General features: G+C 38.0%; 17 protein-coding genes. 3 read left to right on the plus strand and 14 right to left on the minus strand.

Annotation, left to right across the window (positions count from 1 at the left end; translation table 11 throughout):
• Positions 1-13 precede the first annotated feature (13 nt).
• The 11 genes from pepV to nagA all read right to left on the minus strand — a co-directional run bounded on the left by pepV (position 14) and on the right by nagA (position 10,900).
• Entirely contained in the window at positions 14-1,408 is a 1,395-nt protein-coding gene (gene pepV, locus ACQKIH_RS06460; protein WP_427764231.1) for a dipeptidase PepV, read from the minus strand.
• 301 nt (positions 1,409-1,709) lie between these two features.
• On the minus strand, positions 1,710-2,408 hold the full coding sequence (locus tag ACQKIH_RS06465; protein WP_427764233.1) for a glucosamine-6-phosphate deaminase: 699 nt from the start codon (positions 2,406-2,408) through the stop codon (positions 1,710-1,712).
• A gap of 74 nt (positions 2,409-2,482) precedes the next feature.
• Positions 2,483-3,565, minus strand: coding sequence for a DUF871 domain-containing protein (locus ACQKIH_RS06470; protein ID WP_427764235.1), 1,083 nt, complete (start codon positions 3,563-3,565; stop codon positions 2,483-2,485).
• A 17-nt stretch (positions 3,566-3,582) separates the two neighbouring features.
• On the minus strand, positions 3,583-4,851 hold the full coding sequence (locus ACQKIH_RS06475) for a PTS sugar transporter subunit IIC (RefSeq protein WP_057989052.1): 1,269 nt from the start codon (positions 4,849-4,851) through the stop codon (positions 3,583-3,585).
• 38 nt (positions 4,852-4,889) lie between these two features.
• A complete protein-coding gene (locus tag ACQKIH_RS06480) occupies positions 4,890-5,201 on the minus strand; it encodes a PTS sugar transporter subunit IIA (RefSeq protein WP_057989096.1) in 312 nt (103 codons plus the stop codon).
• A gap of 27 nt (positions 5,202-5,228) precedes the next feature.
• Positions 5,229-5,540 carry a PTS sugar transporter subunit IIB gene (locus tag ACQKIH_RS06485; RefSeq protein WP_057989050.1) on the minus strand — a complete coding sequence of 104 codons (312 nt, stop codon included), beginning with the start codon at positions 5,538-5,540 and terminating at the stop codon, positions 5,229-5,231.
• 223 nt (positions 5,541-5,763) lie between these two features.
• The gene (locus ACQKIH_RS06490; protein ID WP_057989048.1) at positions 5,764-6,942 is read right to left on the minus strand and encodes a GNAT family N-acetyltransferase; all 1,179 of its coding nucleotides are present in this window, start codon (positions 6,940-6,942) and stop codon (positions 5,764-5,766) included.
• A 29-nt stretch (positions 6,943-6,971) separates the two neighbouring features.
• Entirely contained in the window at positions 6,972-8,681 is a 1,710-nt protein-coding gene (ptsP, locus tag ACQKIH_RS06495; protein ID WP_057989046.1) for a phosphoenolpyruvate--protein phosphotransferase, read from the minus strand.
• Positions 8,675-8,944, minus strand: coding sequence for an HPr family phosphocarrier protein (locus ACQKIH_RS06500; protein ID WP_057989044.1), 270 nt, complete (start codon positions 8,942-8,944; stop codon positions 8,675-8,677). The genes ptsP and ACQKIH_RS06500 overlap by 7 nt, the downstream gene beginning before the upstream one ends.
• 48 nt (positions 8,945-8,992) lie before the next feature.
• The gene (locus ACQKIH_RS06505; RefSeq protein WP_427764240.1) at positions 8,993-9,724 is read right to left on the minus strand and encodes a GntR family transcriptional regulator; all 732 of its coding nucleotides are present in this window, start codon (positions 9,722-9,724) and stop codon (positions 8,993-8,995) included.
• An 18-nt stretch (positions 9,725-9,742) separates the two neighbouring features.
• A complete protein-coding gene (nagA, locus tag ACQKIH_RS06510) occupies positions 9,743-10,900 on the minus strand; it encodes an N-acetylglucosamine-6-phosphate deacetylase (protein ID WP_427764243.1) in 1,158 nt (385 codons plus the stop codon).
• A 394-nt stretch (positions 10,901-11,294) separates the two neighbouring features.
• Between nagA and ACQKIH_RS06515 the strand changes: the two genes are divergently transcribed.
• Positions 11,295-11,516 (plus strand): DeoR family transcriptional regulator, encoded by a 222-nt coding sequence (locus tag ACQKIH_RS06515; RefSeq protein WP_057989039.1) that lies wholly within the window; start codon positions 11,295-11,297, stop codon positions 11,514-11,516.
• A gap of 387 nt (positions 11,517-11,903) precedes the next feature.
• Here the strand turns inward: ACQKIH_RS06515 and ACQKIH_RS06520 are convergent, their stop codons facing one another.
• Together ACQKIH_RS06520 and ACQKIH_RS06525 are read right to left on the minus strand one after the other, a co-directional pair.
• A complete protein-coding gene (locus ACQKIH_RS06520) occupies positions 11,904-12,620 on the minus strand; it encodes a pseudouridine synthase (protein ID WP_427764247.1) in 717 nt (238 codons plus the stop codon).
• A gap of 69 nt (positions 12,621-12,689) precedes the next feature.
• Positions 12,690-14,306, minus strand: coding sequence for a putative polysaccharide biosynthesis protein (locus ACQKIH_RS06525; protein ID WP_057989035.1), 1,617 nt, complete (start codon positions 14,304-14,306; stop codon positions 12,690-12,692).
• Between the two features lie 270 nt (positions 14,307-14,576).
• Between ACQKIH_RS06525 and ACQKIH_RS06530 the strand changes: the two genes are divergently transcribed.
• Together ACQKIH_RS06530 and ACQKIH_RS06535 are read left to right on the plus strand one after the other, a co-directional pair.
• Positions 14,577-15,830 carry a BaiN/RdsA family NAD(P)/FAD-dependent oxidoreductase gene (locus ACQKIH_RS06530; RefSeq protein WP_427764249.1) on the plus strand — a complete coding sequence of 418 codons (1,254 nt, stop codon included), beginning with the start codon at positions 14,577-14,579 and terminating at the stop codon, positions 15,828-15,830.
• Between the two features lie 57 nt (positions 15,831-15,887).
• Complete coding sequence (locus ACQKIH_RS06535; RefSeq protein ID WP_057989031.1) at positions 15,888-16,703, plus strand: hypothetical protein; 816 nt, start codon at positions 15,888-15,890, stop codon at positions 16,701-16,703.
• 75 nt (positions 16,704-16,778) lie between these two features.
• Here ACQKIH_RS06535 and trhA read toward each other — a convergent pair whose 3' ends face one another.
• Complete coding sequence (gene trhA, locus ACQKIH_RS06540; protein WP_057989028.1) at positions 16,779-17,420, minus strand: PAQR family membrane homeostasis protein TrhA; 642 nt, start codon at positions 17,418-17,420, stop codon at positions 16,779-16,781.
• Positions 17,421-17,778: the final 358 nt, after the last annotated feature.

Raw genomic sequence — 17,778 nt, forward strand, 5'->3', positions numbered from 1 at the left:
CATCCTTTATTCTTTATTTACTTGCTAATTTCACGATTGCTTCTGCATAAATAGCAGCCGCTTTTACTAAGTTTTCTATGACAACAAACTCATCGGCTTGATGCGCCACGTCAGGCTCGCCAGGAAACAGCATGCCAAAAGCAACACCTTTTTTCATAACGCGGGCATACGTTCCACCACCAGTTGATAGCGGCTTCGAGAAATCCCCACTATACTTTTGGTACACTTCCAGCAGCGTTTGAACGAACTCATCCTCTTCACTTACATAGTGTGGCTTAGAATTCCCTACTACATCTAATGTAAAAGCCTGATCTTGTATCATTTGTTGTGCAGATGTCATTTTTTGTTCAAAAGGATATGAGACAGAATAACGCATGCTCACTTCAACAAAACCACCATTTTCATCGTATTTCACAATGCCTGGATTCAACGTAGTAGGACCCGACATCGCATCTTCAAAGTTTAATTGAAGCATCGAGCCGTTATGATCTCCATCAAAAAGTTGAACAATAAACTTTATAAATTCGGCATCTTGTCCTTCGACTAAAATAGCTTGTAAAAATTTTGCTAAATAAACTGCAGCATTGCGTCCTTTTTCTGGCTCCATTGCATGTGCAGATTTTCCTTTAATCGTTATTATAGCCCCTTCATCCGACTCAATGAAAGACCCATCTAAACGTTTATCTGCTAAAAATAACTCAAAATTCGCTTTTGTATCCTTTTGTACCGTTTTTAATGTTGCAATGGCTTGCTCTGGAACCATATTTATACGTTTTCCAGCTTCAAATGTAAGGAGCTGTTCCTGTCCCGTTTTTCCAGCTTTTAAACTAAACATAAGGTGTGCAATTCCTTTTTCAGCATTAATTAACGGAAAATCAGCATCCGGTGCAAAACCAACTGTTGGCATCTCTTCTTGTTCAAAATAACGATCTACACAACGGAAGCCGCTTTCTTCATCAGTCCCAATAATCATACGAACACGCTTCGTTAATTGGATACCTTCATCTTGAATCATTTTCATCGCAAGCCATGCCGCCATCGTTGGCCCTTTATCATCGATTGCACCACGACCAAAAAGCTTTCCACCCTCAACTTGTCCGGCAAAAGGAGGATATGTCCAAGTAGCTGAATCTCCTACTGGTACAACATCTACATGACAAAGGACACCGATTAACTCATCTCCCTCGCCCATTTCGATATGCCCAGACATATGGTCGATATCTTTTGTTTTCATGCCTTGCTGCTGCCCTTTAGCAAGCATAAAATCAAGCGCAGCACGAGGACCAGGACCAAATGGTATTTCTTTAGATGCATGCTGTTCATCTAATATACTTTCGATTTGAATTAGTTGTTGTAATTCCTTTACGAGTTCTTCCTGTCTCGATTCGGCAATTTTTAGCCAGTTCATCAAAGCACTCCTTCACTTCATTATGTATTGAACAATTATTTCATATTTCTCACTTATCATACTACTTAAAACTATAATGAGTCCATTTCTGTGTTGTAAATGACCCATTCCATCTAACTCGATGAAACTAGCCGAATTTAGCCGTAAACTAGCCCATTTTCAAGCATAACTAGCCAAAACATATCGGAAATTAGCCAAATTATCGCATTAAATAGCCAATTCCGTTCTCCCCGATATTTTTTTCAGATAAATACTTCATAAAAAAAGAAGCACCCATTTTTAGAATGCTTCGCTCGAATAACTAGCCAATATGAATATCAGTTAAAACAATAACATTCGGATGGTTTTGTAAACTAGTTGCAGGTATTTGTTCTGTTTGTGTCCCACTACTTAAAGCTTCGAGTGCTGCCCGTTTTTTTTCTCCAAGCGCGATAACTAAAATCTTTTTTGCACGTAAAATCGAGTGAATTCCCATCGTAATTGCATAGCTCGGCACTTCATCAATCGAATTAAAAAAGCGTGCATTTGCCTCACGTGTCGACTTTTGCAACTGGACAATATGGGTTTCACTCGTAAATGCAGTGCCGGGTTCGTTAAAGCCAATATGTCCATTTTCACCTAAACCTAACAACTGAAAATCTTGTCTTTTCCCCTTTAATAACGCTTCATAACGCTGTGCCTCTGCTTGGCTATTTTGCGTTTGCCCATCTGGTAAAAATGAGTGTTTAAATGGTTTACTATGAAATAATTGCTCATCCATATAGCGATGATAGCTTTCAGGATGTTCTTTTGCCAAACCAACATATTCATCTAAATTAAAACTTGTACATTGCGTAAAATCAATATCACTTTCACGAATTTGTTCATATAAAGGTAACATTGTGCCACCCGTCGCCAATCCAAATACTTTAGCACCATCTTTTAATTGTTCGGCAATGATTTCTACTGCACGTGCATACAGCTGACCATGATCCTCTATAACTTCTATTTGATTCACCATTCCCTTGCCCCCTTTATCATCATTCAAATAAAAGGATAGAGCAAAATAGATTGCCCCACCCCTTTTTCATACTGTTATTTGACGAAACTAAACGATTGCCACGGCTTAATATGTTGGAGTAAAAATTTCTCTTCCTCTACAATTGTTCCGACAATGTTTGTTGACCCTTCATTCGGCATTTCTTTTAGGACAATTTGCAGTTCCCCTTTATACCGAATATCTTCATTGTTATCAATCGTTACATCACCGAATCGTAACGGTTCAACATTATGTGCCGGAAAGTCTTCCTGTTTAAATTTCACGCGTGATTGTGTACTGCGAATCATATATTCTGACACATCCCCACGATTAAAATGAAATTCATCAAACACGATTGTTTCCTCGACATTTGTGATAGCTGCTACAGGTTGGACTTGCAGCTCTAATTTTTGACGATTTAATTTACCAAGCGCTTGCAACTCCTGTTCGGAGGCAAACATATTGCCAATAATTAAATCATCTATTAAACCAGTATTCCACAAATCCTTTGCCTGTACAGTAATCGGTAAATTGCGATGTTCTTCTAATGTCGGTAGCCCGTGCGGCGTTTCTTCCCAAGGTCCAAACTTTCCATTTTGTGAACTAATCATTGCTGCTGTACGAATATTTTGCGCTTTAAATAGTTGGGATGTTGCCAAAAAATGTTGTCGTGAAAGGGCTGTATATTTTCTTGGATAAAAATTATGACAGCCGATTACATTATCACGATTTGCTTCATAAGACAAAATCGTTTCAACATATTTTGTACCATTGCTCATATTTAACTCTACTTTTATATTGCTAGCATCAAGAGACATAAACGCCTCTTCCTGCCCACTAAACCCCATATCCAGACGCAAAGCAGATACATGAAATTGCTCTTTAAAATAGCCAATATCGCGGTACGTTTTGCCTAATTCTTGAAACACGGATGGCGCAATATCTGCGGAAATATCAAAGCCTAAACTTTTTGCAAATGCATTGACTTTTTGTAGCTTGTTCCGTTCTGGTTCGTTCGTTAATGACATTAAGCAAGTAAACATGCGATCAAAACCATTACTATGCGCAAGTTGTATATAGGTTTGCAGCTCTTCTACTGTGCTATGCTGTGGATAAACAGCGATTCCAAGCCTTCTCATTGCAGTCCCTCCATACACTAGTTCATATTTTTCTCATTATTTTTCGCCATACGATTCGCCATTGCAATAAATGGTAAATAAATTAATACAGAAATAACTAGTAGTACAAGACTTAATACTGCGCCACTCCAATGTTGTGTTACTAAGAAGCCGTTTAAAACTGGTGGTATCGTCCAAGGAATAGAGGCAATCGCTGCAGGTACAAGCCCCATTTTTGTAGCGAAATAAGCGATCGATACATTGACCATCGGCGTTAAAATAAACGGAATGAATAAAATTGGATTTAATACAATCGGAAGACCGAATAATAGCGGTTCATTAATGTTAAAGAGACCCGGCCCTGCTGAAAGTTTTCCGACGGTACTATATTGTTTATTCTTTCTAGCAAATATGAATATTGCGATAATTAATGCAATTGTTGTTCCTGAACCGCCCATATTAACAAAAGCATCAAAGAATGGTTTGTTAATAATATACGGTGCTGTTTCTCCCGCTTGTAGTGCTGCTACGTTCTGAGCAATCGCGTCTGCGTTAATCGTTTGCATGAACGGTTCAATAATATTGGCACCGTGCACACCTAATGTCCATAAAAATGCTGGAATAAATGCGATGATTAATCCTGCTGTCCAAGTATTTGTTAAGCCCATGAACGGCTCTTGTACTGCCGAATAAAACGAACCAATAATATCAGGTATTTCCAATCCTACTGAAATAACTGTTCGGACGAGGGCAAAAATACTGATTGTAATAAGTACTGGAAATAACGCCGCAAATGATTTTGATACGGCTGGTGGTACTCCATCTGGCATTTTAATTATTAGTTTACTACTTCCAGATAATCGACAAAATATCTCAGCAGAGAGTAATGAAACAATAATGGCAATAAATATTCCACCTGTACCAGTTGTTAACCCTGTTAAACCACCATCACCAAATGTACCAAATGTCATATAAGCCGCGAGTCCCATCACCCCTGCAGATAGACCATCTTTATTATACCCTTTTGCTAAATTATAGGCGATTGTAAATGCGAGTAAAATGGACAGCATCGCGAAGGTTGCATTCCATATATTTCCGCCCCACTGCGTCCAATTTCCTTCACCAAAAATGGCATTCATCGTATTTTGATAAAATTTGATTGGTAAATTATTAACTAATACTGCAAGTGACCCCGCAATCGTCAGTGGCATAATGGCGATAAAGCCATCACGAATCGCAATTAAATGACGCTGATTTCCAATTCTTGCTGCTACGGGTACAAATTTTTCTTCTAAAAATTTGAACATAACAACTACCCCTTTGTTTTTATAAGATTCATCTAAATTTAGATGGTAATTCCTTCAAAACGTTCATAAAGGTCAATCATTTCAATTGCCAAATCTCTAAATGTAATCGCGTTCATCAAATGATCTTGTGCATGAATCAGCAGCATCGTTAGTTCTACTTTTTCCCCACTTGCTTCTTTTGTCAGTAGTCCTGTTTGTGAATGATGTGCCTCGATTAATGATTGATTCGCTAATTCAACTTTTGCCTTTGCCTCGCTTAATTTCCCTGCTTTTGCAAGTTGCAACGCCTCCATACATTCACTTTTCGTATTTCCACTATGAATGATTAACCCCATCACTGCATGTAACATTTCATTTTGCTCCACCGTCAAAACCCCTTATCCAATTAGCTGTAATGCGTGATTTAATACTTTATCACCGTTCATCATGCCGTAATCGACCATCGCAATTGTATCAATCGGAATATTGTAATCCTTGTATTTCGCTTCAAACGTAGATTTTAAATAACGAACTTGTGGACCTAGCAATAAAACATGCACATTCTCACTTGCTAAAACTTTATCTACTTCATTTTCAGCTACGGCAAAAATATGCGCTTCCACATTGGTCTCTTGTGCTACTTTTTGCATTTTTGAAACAAGTAAACTAGTACTCATTCCCGCTACACAAACTAACATAATATTTTTCATTTAACACACCCCTGTTCTAATTATTTCCTTCTGATTTCAGAAATTGAAATCGCTTTCTTAAAAAGAGAATAGCATCTGTCGGTCTAGACCACAACATAATTTTTACATAACTTCTATCAATTACCACTCACTCAAATATGCGGTATATAGCGCTAATCCAATGGCAATAACCTTCACGAAAAACTGGTATAGTCCAGAAAAAACTTCAAAAAAATTTGAGTTTTCAGAAATATTCGTAAAATGTAGGTGTTTGAGATGGAATTGCCTTTTCCCACTGACTAATAATTTCATCTGTACACGAATCATTTGTTAAATATACTAAACGTTCCATCGTAATATACCCAACTAACAATGCAGACAAGTGATTAATTGATAGCTTCAATATATGCGCCTTATGCACATTTTCTTCATTCACTTTTGAAATTTTCCCACTTTTATTTATTTCATAAAGTGCCTCATTCCACTCACAAAATGGATCGGTAATTTGCACATATAAATTTGCTTCAAGCGCTCGCCAATTGTATTGCTGCAAAAACTTTTCCACATCTACAATTCGAATCATTACATCACGCGTGAGTTCACGCTTATACTGTGGTTCTTGGAATAGAAAACCCATCTGCTCCTCAAGTGAGGTAACCCCACATATTTTTTCTACACTTGCTGCATGTGCGGTCATAAAACGCCATAAAGCTTTATGTGCAGAATAGTTTTTCACAATAAAATCTTGTACTTCGAAAGTTAATTGATGAATCGTATAGCGAATATAACCGACCACTTCATGCTGTTCGTAAAAAACAGCAAAATGGCTCGTTGGTTGACGTCGTTCGATTCGCTTCCACCAAGCTATATCACGTAACATCGCTCCATTTTTCTTCGCGCACATTGCATTATGAAACTGTTGTACATCGTTAAAAAGCTGTGTGTCGATTACTGAAAAGCTAAAACGTTTGACGTCATCTCGTTGCTTACCAAAGTCAGGAAATGCGGGAAGAGGTACTGTGTAGTGAACTTTATCAACAAAAAGTTCCCAGCCAAAATAGCGATAAAATGAGACAGAAAATGGTGCCAACACGGATATGAGCTGCCCTTGCTCGCGCATACTTTCTAATGCTTTTTGCATTAATTGTTTCATTACACCCTTATTTCGATGCTCTGGATACGTTGCAACAAAACCAACGCCCCCCATTGGCATATTCACGCCATGGACAGTCATATTTAACGGCAATACTAATAATTGCCCGATAATTTCATTCTGTTCGTATGCGCCAAGTGTTGTACTGTTGGCCACCCAATATTGAAAATCCTCTTTTTTGTCGCCTTCATAAATACTCGGGAAGCTATAATCACGTAAACGATAAATTTGATCATAATCAGAAGGTGGTACTTTTTTGATTTCTAACATGATTCATCTCCTTTCATTCATAACTAAAATTATTTTAATATATCTTTCACTGCCAGTTCTACTTGCTGTGCAGTGGATAGTTGTAGTAAATTTTGGATATGTGGAACGAGCTGCTCTTTACTTAAAGTTGCAAGCTGGCTACGAACATTTAAAATCGATGAAGCGCTCATTGAAAATTCGTCTAACCCAAGTGCGAGTAATATTGGTACTGCAATAGAATCCCCTGCCATTTCACCGCACATCCCTACCCATTTTCCTTGTGCATGCCCAGCATCAATAATCATTTTTATTAAACGCAAAATGGCTGGGTGATAAGGTTGGTATAAGTACGATACATTTTCATTCATGCGGTCCACAGCAAGCGTATATTGAATTAAATCATTTGTGCCAATCGACAAAAAATCCGCTTCTTTCGCAAATAAATCCGCAATCATCGCAGCTGATGGAATTTCTATCATCAGACCGATTTCGATTTCTTCTGAAACTGAAATCCCCTCTACTAGCAGCTTTTCTTTTTCTTCAAATAATATTTCCTTAGCTATACGAAACTCTTCCAATGTCGCGATCATTGGAAACATAATTTTTAAATTGCCGTAAACACTCGCACGCAGCAAAGCTCGTAATTGAACACGAAATAGTTCTTGGCGATCCAAGCAAAGACGAATAGCACGGTAGCCTAAAAAGGGATTCATCTCCTGTGGTAAATTTAAATAAGGTAAGTTTTTATCCCCGCCAATATCTAGTGTACGAACGACGACAGGCTTGCCATTTAATGCTTGAAGCACTTCTTTATATGCTGTAAATTGCTCTTCTTCACTCGGCAAATCGAGTCGGTCCATATAGAGAAATTCCGTTCTAAAAAGACCTACCCCCTCGCCACCAACAGCTAAGACAGACGCAACATCTTCCGGCTTACCAATATTCCCTGCAAGCTCCACAAAATAGCCATCCTTTGATACACTTTGTAATTCACTATATTTCGCCAACTGTTGCTGGAATTGCTTGTTTTCTTCTTCAACCTTTTTGTATTGGACAATTTGCTCATGGTTCGGTTGAATAAAAATTTCTCCAGTTGCACCATCCATAATTAAATCTTCTCCATGTTTAATATCCATTGTCGCACTTTTCGCACCAACGATTGCCGGAATGCCCATCGTTCTTGCTAAAATAGCTGTGTGCGAAGTTTTCCCACCGATGTCCGTGATAAACCCTTTTACAAAAGTCGGATCCAATTGCGTTGTCATCGACGGCGTTAAATCCTTTGCTACAATAATAACCGCTTCCTTAATACGACTATAATCAGGCAACTCCACACCTAAAAGATGGGCCATAACTCGCTTGGACACATCTCGAATATCCTCAGCACGTTCCTTCATATAATCATTATCCATACCTTCAAACATTTGAATGAAAAATTGCGCTGTTTCATCCAAAGCATGCTCAGCATTCATGCCACTTTGAATTTTTTGCGCTACCCCAACAAATAGTTCTGGATCTTGTAAAACGAGCAAATGCGCGCCAAAAATAGCCCCTTTATCTTCCCCATATTTTTTCGTTGCCGCCGCTTGAATGTGTTCAATTTCATTTTGTGTATGCTCAATCGCTGCATTTAACCGCAAAATTTCTGCATCATCATTTTGAATCATGATTTTAGAATAGGATAAGTCAGGCTCAACTAAACAGTAGGCTTTGGCAATAGCAGCTCCGTCAGAAACAGGAATTCCTTTCAATGCTAGCATTCTTCTCCAATTCCTTTCGACACAATGACATCACCAATCACTTGCAATGCCTCCGCTTCATCGCTCCCCTGCGCTGAAATAACGATCGTACTTCCTGGAGAAACCCCTTGTGCCATCACACCCATTATTGATTTTAAGTTTGCTTTCTTCTCTTTAAAATCCAATGTAATATCAGCTAAAAATGGTGTAGCTGCTGTTACAAGTAGTGCAGCTGGTCGTGCATGTAGTCCTTCAGGCGCAGTAATTTTAAACTTTTTTTCCATTTTTCATTCCCCCATTTATTGAATTTGATACGCAAATTTTTCATCGATTCATCTTTTAATCTCACTTATAAATTTATAGCTATCTGCACGATACGTACTTTCTACTACTTCAAATGGAAAGCCGTCACTTAAATAACTAATCCGCTTAATATTTAGAACAGCAGAAGTTGGACTTAGTTTTAAATGTTTACTTTCATCTTTTGTCACAAGGGAAGCTTCTATTTGCTGTACGGCATTTCCAATTTTTTGTTGGAACTTCCCTTCAATCAGCGCATATAAAGAACCCAATATTTTTTGTTCATCCAAATCGGGCATAAGTCTGACAGGTATATACGTGTGCTCGATGCCCATTGGCTTATTATCAGCATTTCGAATACGGACAATGTAAAATACCTCTACGCCAGGCTCTAAAAATAAATCATTGGCTATATCCAGAGTAGGGATTATTTTTTCAAATCGTAATACTTTACTGCTCGGTTTCATACCTCGTGCTATCATATCTTCCGAAAAGCTACGAAGTCCTGTCATTGGTTGCTCTAATTTAGGGTTAGCTACATACGTTCCTCGCCCTTTTTCACGATATAATTGACCGCTATTCACTAGATTCGTAATAGCTTGCCTAACTGTCATTCGGCTGACATCAAATTGAATCGAAAGCTCTCGTTCAGAAGGAATGCTTTCTCCAATTTTATAAACCTTTGCATAAATGCTTCGCTTTAAATGTTCTTCTATTTGACTATAAATCGGGATTCGTGAATTTTTATCAATTTTTGTATGCATCTTTAATACCTCTCAAATTCAGGATTTTTCATAAACAACCTGAGCATGACGAATTGTTTTGTGCACGGTTAAATTACTATCTATTAGGACAAAATCAGCGTCATAGCCAACAGCAATGCGTCCTTTTGTGGTAGCTTGTAATTGCCTAGCGACATTTGTCGAGGTCATAGCAACAATCTCTTCTAAACTACAATTCGTAACCGCTTTCATATTTTTCACAGCTTGCTCCATCGTGAGTACACTGCCAGCGAGTGCGCCATCTTCTAACCGCGCACCACCTTCTTCAACGTGCACCGTTTGCCCGCCTAAATCATATTCACCATAAGGCAATCCCTTCGCTCTCATAGCATCTGTTATTAAAATGATTTGCTTAGCCCCTTTTACTTTATAAACTAAGTTCACCGCTTTTGGATGACTATGAATAAAATCGACAATCAATTCAACGAACACATCATCCTCCTGCAATGCTGCACCAACTACACCTGGTTCACGATGATGGAATGGGCGCATTTGATTAAACAAATGGGTTGCTTGTGTGACACCTGCTTCAACAGCTGTTTGTACTTCATCCATTGTGGCATCTGTATGTCCCATAGAGGCAATAATATTTAGATTACGCAGCTGCTTTACAAACGCTAATCCATCTTCTAATTCTGGTGCGATCGTCATAATTTTTATGAAGCCACCACTTAACTCATGCCAGCGCTCAAGAAGTGAAATAGACGGCGGTTGCATAAACTCAACCGGTTGAGCTCCTGCGCGCTTCACTGATAAAAAGGGCCCTTCAACATGAACACCTAAAAGCTCAGCACCTTCAAAATGATCGACATAATTTTTCACATTGACTAAAGTAGCCTCAATATTTTCGTTTGATTGGGTCATCGTCGTAGCCAAAAAACTTGTTACGCCTTCTTTTACTAAGTGATTCGCTATTCCTTCCAATGCTTGTTGCGTACTATCCATCACATCAAAACCATTTGCTCCATGAATATGACTATCAATAAAACCTGGCAGTAAAAATAATGACTGCTGTTGACAATCAATTGTACGTGTCGCTTCTTTTTTTAAAGATTGACCTATTTCGATAATCTTGCCATTTTCAATAAAGATGTCGCATCGTTCTTGTCTTTCATCGCAATTAATAATTGTACTATTCGTAATGAGTAACGTGTCCATCAATGGTCCACCACCTTCGTTTATTACTACAACACATTTCGTTTGTCAAAATTCGGTATAGTTGTCTAGACCAATTATACACGATAATTGTTTAAATTTAAAATGTTTTTTATATCTTCTGAATATTAAATTTAAAATGGCAGGCATGAATTTCTAATTGTTGAATAAAATTAAAGTATATGAATTTTCGGTAAAAATATTAACAATTCGGTTTCAATTATGGAAATATACTTAATTTTTCGCTATAATGTTTGTGTCGGAACAATTACTCTGACCAAACTTTTAGAAAAGGGGCTGTCTAAGGCAATCAATTAAGTCCTCAGTGCACTCCGCACAAAAATTTGTCGTCCGCTAGTCTTATGCCATGAGAATTAAGATCGAGGGAGTGGTTTTTTTGAAACCAACTACTGACAGAATGCTTAATCGTATTAAAGACGTGTATATGTTTATCTTAAATAAAGGTGAAGTGACTACACAGGATTTGGTCGAAGAGTTCAACATCACTCCTCGCACCATTCAAAGGGATTTGAATGTGTTAGCCTTCAATGACTTGGTTGTAAGCCCAAGTCGGGGTAAATGGACAACGACGAAGAAAAAAGTGAAAATGACATCTTAGAATAGTAATAGCGGCTGATTCTTATTAACTTGATTCAGCTGAATTACCCTACTCCTATAAGTGGGGAATGAATGTTTAATAGACAATTCTATTCAGTTGGGGGCAAACCCCGCTGAATCAAGTTAAACCCCGGCGGATGTCACAGATTTTTTAAGGGAAGTTTTTCGAGTGAACTCGAAAAAAAATCTGGACGCAATTTCGCCGAGGCGTAATTGATGTGAAAAGGCATGAATTTGCCTCACATAATATGATAAGGTGTCGATCAGCTTCACAATGCAATAAATTTGATATAGTACGAACTATATCCTATGTTCCTCAAATTTTTGGGAAACTAAAAGAGAATGCCTTTTCGTCGGGGCATTCTCTTTTATCGCGCCTCTAAAATTTTTAGGCGTTATGCTGTATTAATGTTGATAATTCCTCTTCCGTTAATTCTCGGTAATCCCCTAATTCAAGCTCTGCGTCTAATTGCAGCGGCCCCATAGATATACGTTTTAAATACGTCACCTTTTTCCCTACCGCTTCAAACATGCGTTTCACCTGATGGAACTTTCCTTCTTGAATCATCAATTCTATTTCTGACTCCATGCCAGATGATAAAATTACCAGTTCTCCTGGTTTTGTTTCATAGCCATCATTCAGCGTCACACCATTTGCAAATGCTTCAATATCTGCCTCTGTCACAACGCCATCAATTTTTGCATAATACCATTTCGGTACATGCTTTTTCGGTGATAGTAAATTATGTGCGAGATTGCCATCATTCGTAATTAATAATAACCCTTCTGTATCCTTATCCAATCGCCCTACTGGAAACGGCTGGAAATTTTGTGCATACGGATCTAATAAATCAATAACCGTTTGATCCTGGCGATCCTCTGTTGCAGAAATAACGCCTGGTGGTTTATGCATCATAATGTAAATAAACTCTACATATTTTACACGTTCCCCCAAAACAGAGACATTTTGCTTAACAGGATCTACATGCATCGCTGAATCCTTCACAACGTCCCCATCAACTGTAACCGCCATTTGTTTTAATAAAACTTTTACTTCTTTGCGCGAACCATAGCCCATATTGGCCAATAATTTATCTAATCGCATACTTAATTGCCTCCTTAATTTTAGAAAACACACTCCATCACAACGAATGGAATGTGTTCGTTCATCTGTTTATTTAACTAATCTTAATTTACGTGCAATTTTTGTTATTTTATCACCGAGCAATGCTTGTGCTAAACCGAGCTTGTAAGAAATCACACCGTAAATCGTGCCCCCAACTCCAGCACAAATAACTGCATACATAAAGGCTAACACTTTCGAGTCTGCTGGTGAAATCCATGTTAATACAAAGTCGGTAATTAACACAGCAAGTATCATCACACCTGTTAAAATAAAGATTAATAAAATTCTTCGGATAATAATTTTCGCCTTATATTCCGTTACTTTACTAATGACCGCAATATTAATCGCGATTGTCACACCATAACCAATTGCCGTAGCTATGATGGCGCCATCAACCGACCACATTTTAATGAAAGATGTATTTAATATCGTTTTTGTAAATACCCCGAATAATAAGCTAAACACAACCCATTTTTGATATTCTACACCTTGTAAAATAGCTGCGGTCACGGTAAATAACGCGAACAATATCGCAAGTGGTGCATAATGACTTAATACTTGTGTACCCATTTCACTTTGTTCATAGAAGAAATGATATAAATCCTCTGCTAAAGCTGAAATACCTAAAGCAGCTGGTACAGTGATGAATAATAATACTTGGTACGTTTTATCCATTGCCGCGCGCACTTGAATGAGATCCTTTTGCGCATAAAACTTCGCAATCGTCGGGATAAGCGCCATCGAAAATCCAGTCGCTAACACAACTGGAATCATGACAATTTTTTGCGTTAATAAGTTTAACATCGTAAAATACGTATCCGTCAGCTTAGCAGATACACCACCAGCAATCATCGCACGGTTAAATGTTAACAAATCCACTAGTTGGAATAATGAGCTTCCAAGACCAACGAATACGATTGGAATCGCATACTTAAAAACTTCTTTATACATCGTCGAATATGGCAATTGATGTTCTTTCGGTGCAACAACTTGAACCGCCTTTATTTCAGGACGTAGCTTTTTCCAAAAATAAAATAATGTAGCAAGCCCTCCGACCGAACCGATAAACGCTGCAAATACCGAAACATTAACCGCTGTAACAGGATCTCCGCCAAGTACGTTCATGACGATGAATACCCCACCTAATAAAAAGACGATACGAGCAATTTGTTCAATTAATTGTGAAACCGAAGTCGGTAAAAAATGACCGTAGCCTTGTAAATAACCGCGCATTAAGCTCATAAACGGTACTAATATTAATGCATAGCTTACCCATTGAATCACATCTGCGACTTGCTCAACAGTAAACATTTGCTCCTTACTATCAATAACAATATTGGCAATCGGAGTTGCGAGCAAGTTCATAATAATAAAGGCAATTATCCCAGTAATAATCATGAGTAATGCACCCGTCTTGACTAAACGGCGTCCTGCATCATAATCCCCTAAAGCATTATATTTCGATACAAACTTCGACACCGCAATCGGTAAGCCCGATATCGCAATCGACAGCATAATATTATATGGAATATACGCATAATTATATAAACCAATATTTTCTTCCCCAACAATCGCGTAAAATGGAAAAATATAAACTAGTCCTAAAAGCTTGGATAAAAACAATCCAATCGTTAAAATTGCCGTTCCCTTCATTAATGAAGACATGAAAAACCTTCCGTTCTATGTAAAATTCACTACATTGTATTACTAGTTGCCTACAAAATTATACTACGAAAATCAATTACATGTTTTCACTTTTTTCGATCGCTCTTCCTATCGACGGAAATACATTTTCGAAGTTCCCGTTCCATTCCTTTAACAAGTTTACATGTGAAAGTCCATTTACTCAAATAGTTTCTTTGTTTAATGTATAATAAGTCTTATAGATGGTACTTGAAACACAAATTTTCTTATAGAGAAAGCGAGAAATATCCTATGATCGATGTAATAGTAATTGGTGGAGGTCCATCTGGATTGATGGCCGCAATCGCTGCAGCTGAGCAGCACAAAAAAGTAATGCTAATTGAAAAGGGTTCTAAGCTTGGAAAAAAATTAGCGATTTCTGGTGGAGGTCGATGCAATGTTACAAACCGTTTATCGGCGGATGAAATCGTCAAACATATTCCTGGCAATGGCCGTTTTTTATATAGTCCCTTTACCGTGTATAATAACGAAAATATTATCGAATTTTTCGAAGGGCTCGGTGTTCCATTGAAGGAAGAGGATCATGGTCGCATGTTCCCCGTTTCCAATAACGCCCACGATGTTGTCGGCGCATTAGAAAAAGAATTAAAACGACTTCAAGTAGATGTTCGTTTCCATACAGCTGTCAATAAATTATTAATGGATGACGAGCAAATATACGGTGTTCGTTTAGCAAGTGGCGAAGAAATCCGTGCAAAAGCTGTCGTTGTAGCTGTCGGTGGTAAAGCCGTTCCACAAACAGGCTCTACTGGTGACGGATATCCTTGGGCAGAGCGCGCTGGTCATACGGTGACGACTTTATTCCCAACAGAAGTGCCTGTTACATCAAAAGAACCATTTATCCAATCACGCGAACTACAAGGCTTGGCATTACGTGATGTAGCGGTTTCTGTGCTGAATAAAAAGGGCAAAGTACTCGTTACCCATCAAATGGACATGCTCTTTACCCATTTTGGCTTAAGTGGACCAGCTATTTTACGATGTAGCCAATTTATCGTAAAAGAACAATTAAAGACAGGGAGTGCACCTGTTCAAGTTCGAATTCAGTCATTAACAGCATATAATGAAGAAACATGTTTCCAAATGTTAAATAAAACGATTAAAGAAGATCCGAAAAAAGCAGTGAAAAATTTATGGAAATCACTCGTTCCTGAGCGCTGGCTACTGTTCTTAATGGAACGCTCAACGATTGACCCAAGCCTGACAGGTATTGAATTATCACAGGAAAAAATTCGAAACCTTGCGCGTGAATTGGTCAGCTTTACAATGGAGGCTCACGGTACACAGCCGATTGAAAAAGCGTTTGTTACGGGTGGCGGTGTTTCCGTAAAAGAAATCGAACCGAAAACGATGGCTTCTAAGAAAAAACAAGGACTTTATTTCTGTGGTGAAATATTGGATATCCATGGCTATACAGGTGGATACAATATTACGTCAGCACTTGTAACAGGCCGAATTGCAGGTATGAGTGCAGGTCAATTATAGTCGGCTAACTAAAAAGATTATTGATTTTAAGCAGCACTACGAGGGGGGATCCAAAACATGCAAAATAATCAAGATTCACTAACAACGCTTTACTTGGCCACGGATGAGCAGATGCAGCTCCACTTAACTTCCTATCGAATGCAGGATTTTAAAGAGGAGGAATTTGGATTTCTCGTTCGTGCGAATTGCTATTATGAAATAAAAGAAAACTATGCTAAATATGTACCGCTTCAATTGATAGTTGGATTAAGTAAAAATGGTTTAGGCATGTCTTTAGCAATTGATTTAAATAATATGCCCCATACATTTCCAACCCAAACGAAGAAGATTGTGGAACATATACAAAAAAGTCCTGCATTTTTACAATCGATTTCAAGCAATTTAAATGCTTTAATCACGGCTAGGGACCCAGCAACAACGATTCAGGCTGCGCAGGCAAAGCAATTCTTTTTAAGTCAAGCACCTCAGGGCATTACAGCATTTTCTACAAACCGTCAAACAAAGGCACTTTTTTGGCTCTATAGCGGGGATAAGCTCATTTCAAATATTAGCCCTTTTACGATTGATGAGGCGGGCGGCCATATTGCCTTTACCGTTAAAGCCGGCTTTAGCCATGAATTTATGATGCAATGTTATGAAGTAGAATGCATGATGCATTTGTTTAATGAGGAAGACTCGCTCGGCTATTATTTTGAGCTTTATTTAGACCAGGATGATTTTCATCATGAACAACTTTATAACACGATACCCGAAATGTTTATGGAAAATGAAGATTTCCTCAACCGCATTTTACTTCAAATGAAAAAATGCAACAATGAACAATATGATGAGTATTTGCAAGATCTCATCGAAAAATTTACTGCGAGTATCTAATTAACTTGCACATAATATGAAAAGGACATCCATTCTTTTTCTTTGAGTGGATGTCCTTTTCTATTCAAATTTCTCTTATACATAGAAATAGATTGCGGCAAACATTGCGGCACTCCCAGCAACAACAAATACATGCCAGATTGCGTGATTGTATGGAATGCGCTTATTTTTATAAAAGTATGTGCCTGCTGTGTAACAAAGCCCTCCGATAAGAAGTACGAAAAAACCTTCCCATGAAATATGGACTAACAGCGGCTTTGCAACAAAAATAATAATCCAACCCATTGCAATATAAACAAGCAATGAAACGACTTTAAAGCGGTAAACAAAAAATTGTTTTAATATAATACCAATTGCCGCAAGCACCCATTGAATAATAAAGATCGTCCAACCGAGCTCCCCACCAATAGCAACTAATACAACCGGTGTATACGTTCCAGCAATTAACAAGAAAATAGAGCTATGATCAAGTTTTTTCAAAAATACTTTATGTGTTGGCCAAATATGATACATCGTAGAAGCAAAATATAAGCAAAACATCGAGATGCCGAAAATGATATAGCTAATCATTTCCGTTTGTGACCCATTCATTTGAGCCTTTTCTATTAATAAAAGTGTCGCAGGAATCGTCAATAACGCTGCAACTCCATGCGTCAAACCATTCCAAAATTCCTCTTTTGCACTATAGCTACTTTGATTCGTCATTATTTGTGTCACGCCGATGCACCTCTTTCTTACGATAAGTATAATGGAAGTGTCGAATAAGTAGTAGAGAAAAGTGTCATGTAGTTGATGTGATGTTTATCATGGATGGGGAGATTGTTTACATAAATTAAAATAGGACCTTCCTTTTTTGCAAATAATAAAGGCTGCATTATTGGGGGTATCTCTAATTAAATATACAATATTAGGTAAACGCAAAATAATGCCCACCTATTTATTAGATGGGCATTACTTATGCTTTATTTTACATGCGACATTCCACTCGTTTTACCTTCCACTATGGTTGGTATTAATCACTGAAAAGATGCGCATTTTTTTATCTTTCGAACCGACTAAATAACATTCTTTATTG

Origin of the sequence: Solibacillus cecembensis, assembly GCF_050272495.1 — a bacterium.
Classification (GTDB): Bacteria; Bacillota; Bacilli; order Bacillales_A; family Planococcaceae; genus Solibacillus; species Solibacillus cecembensis.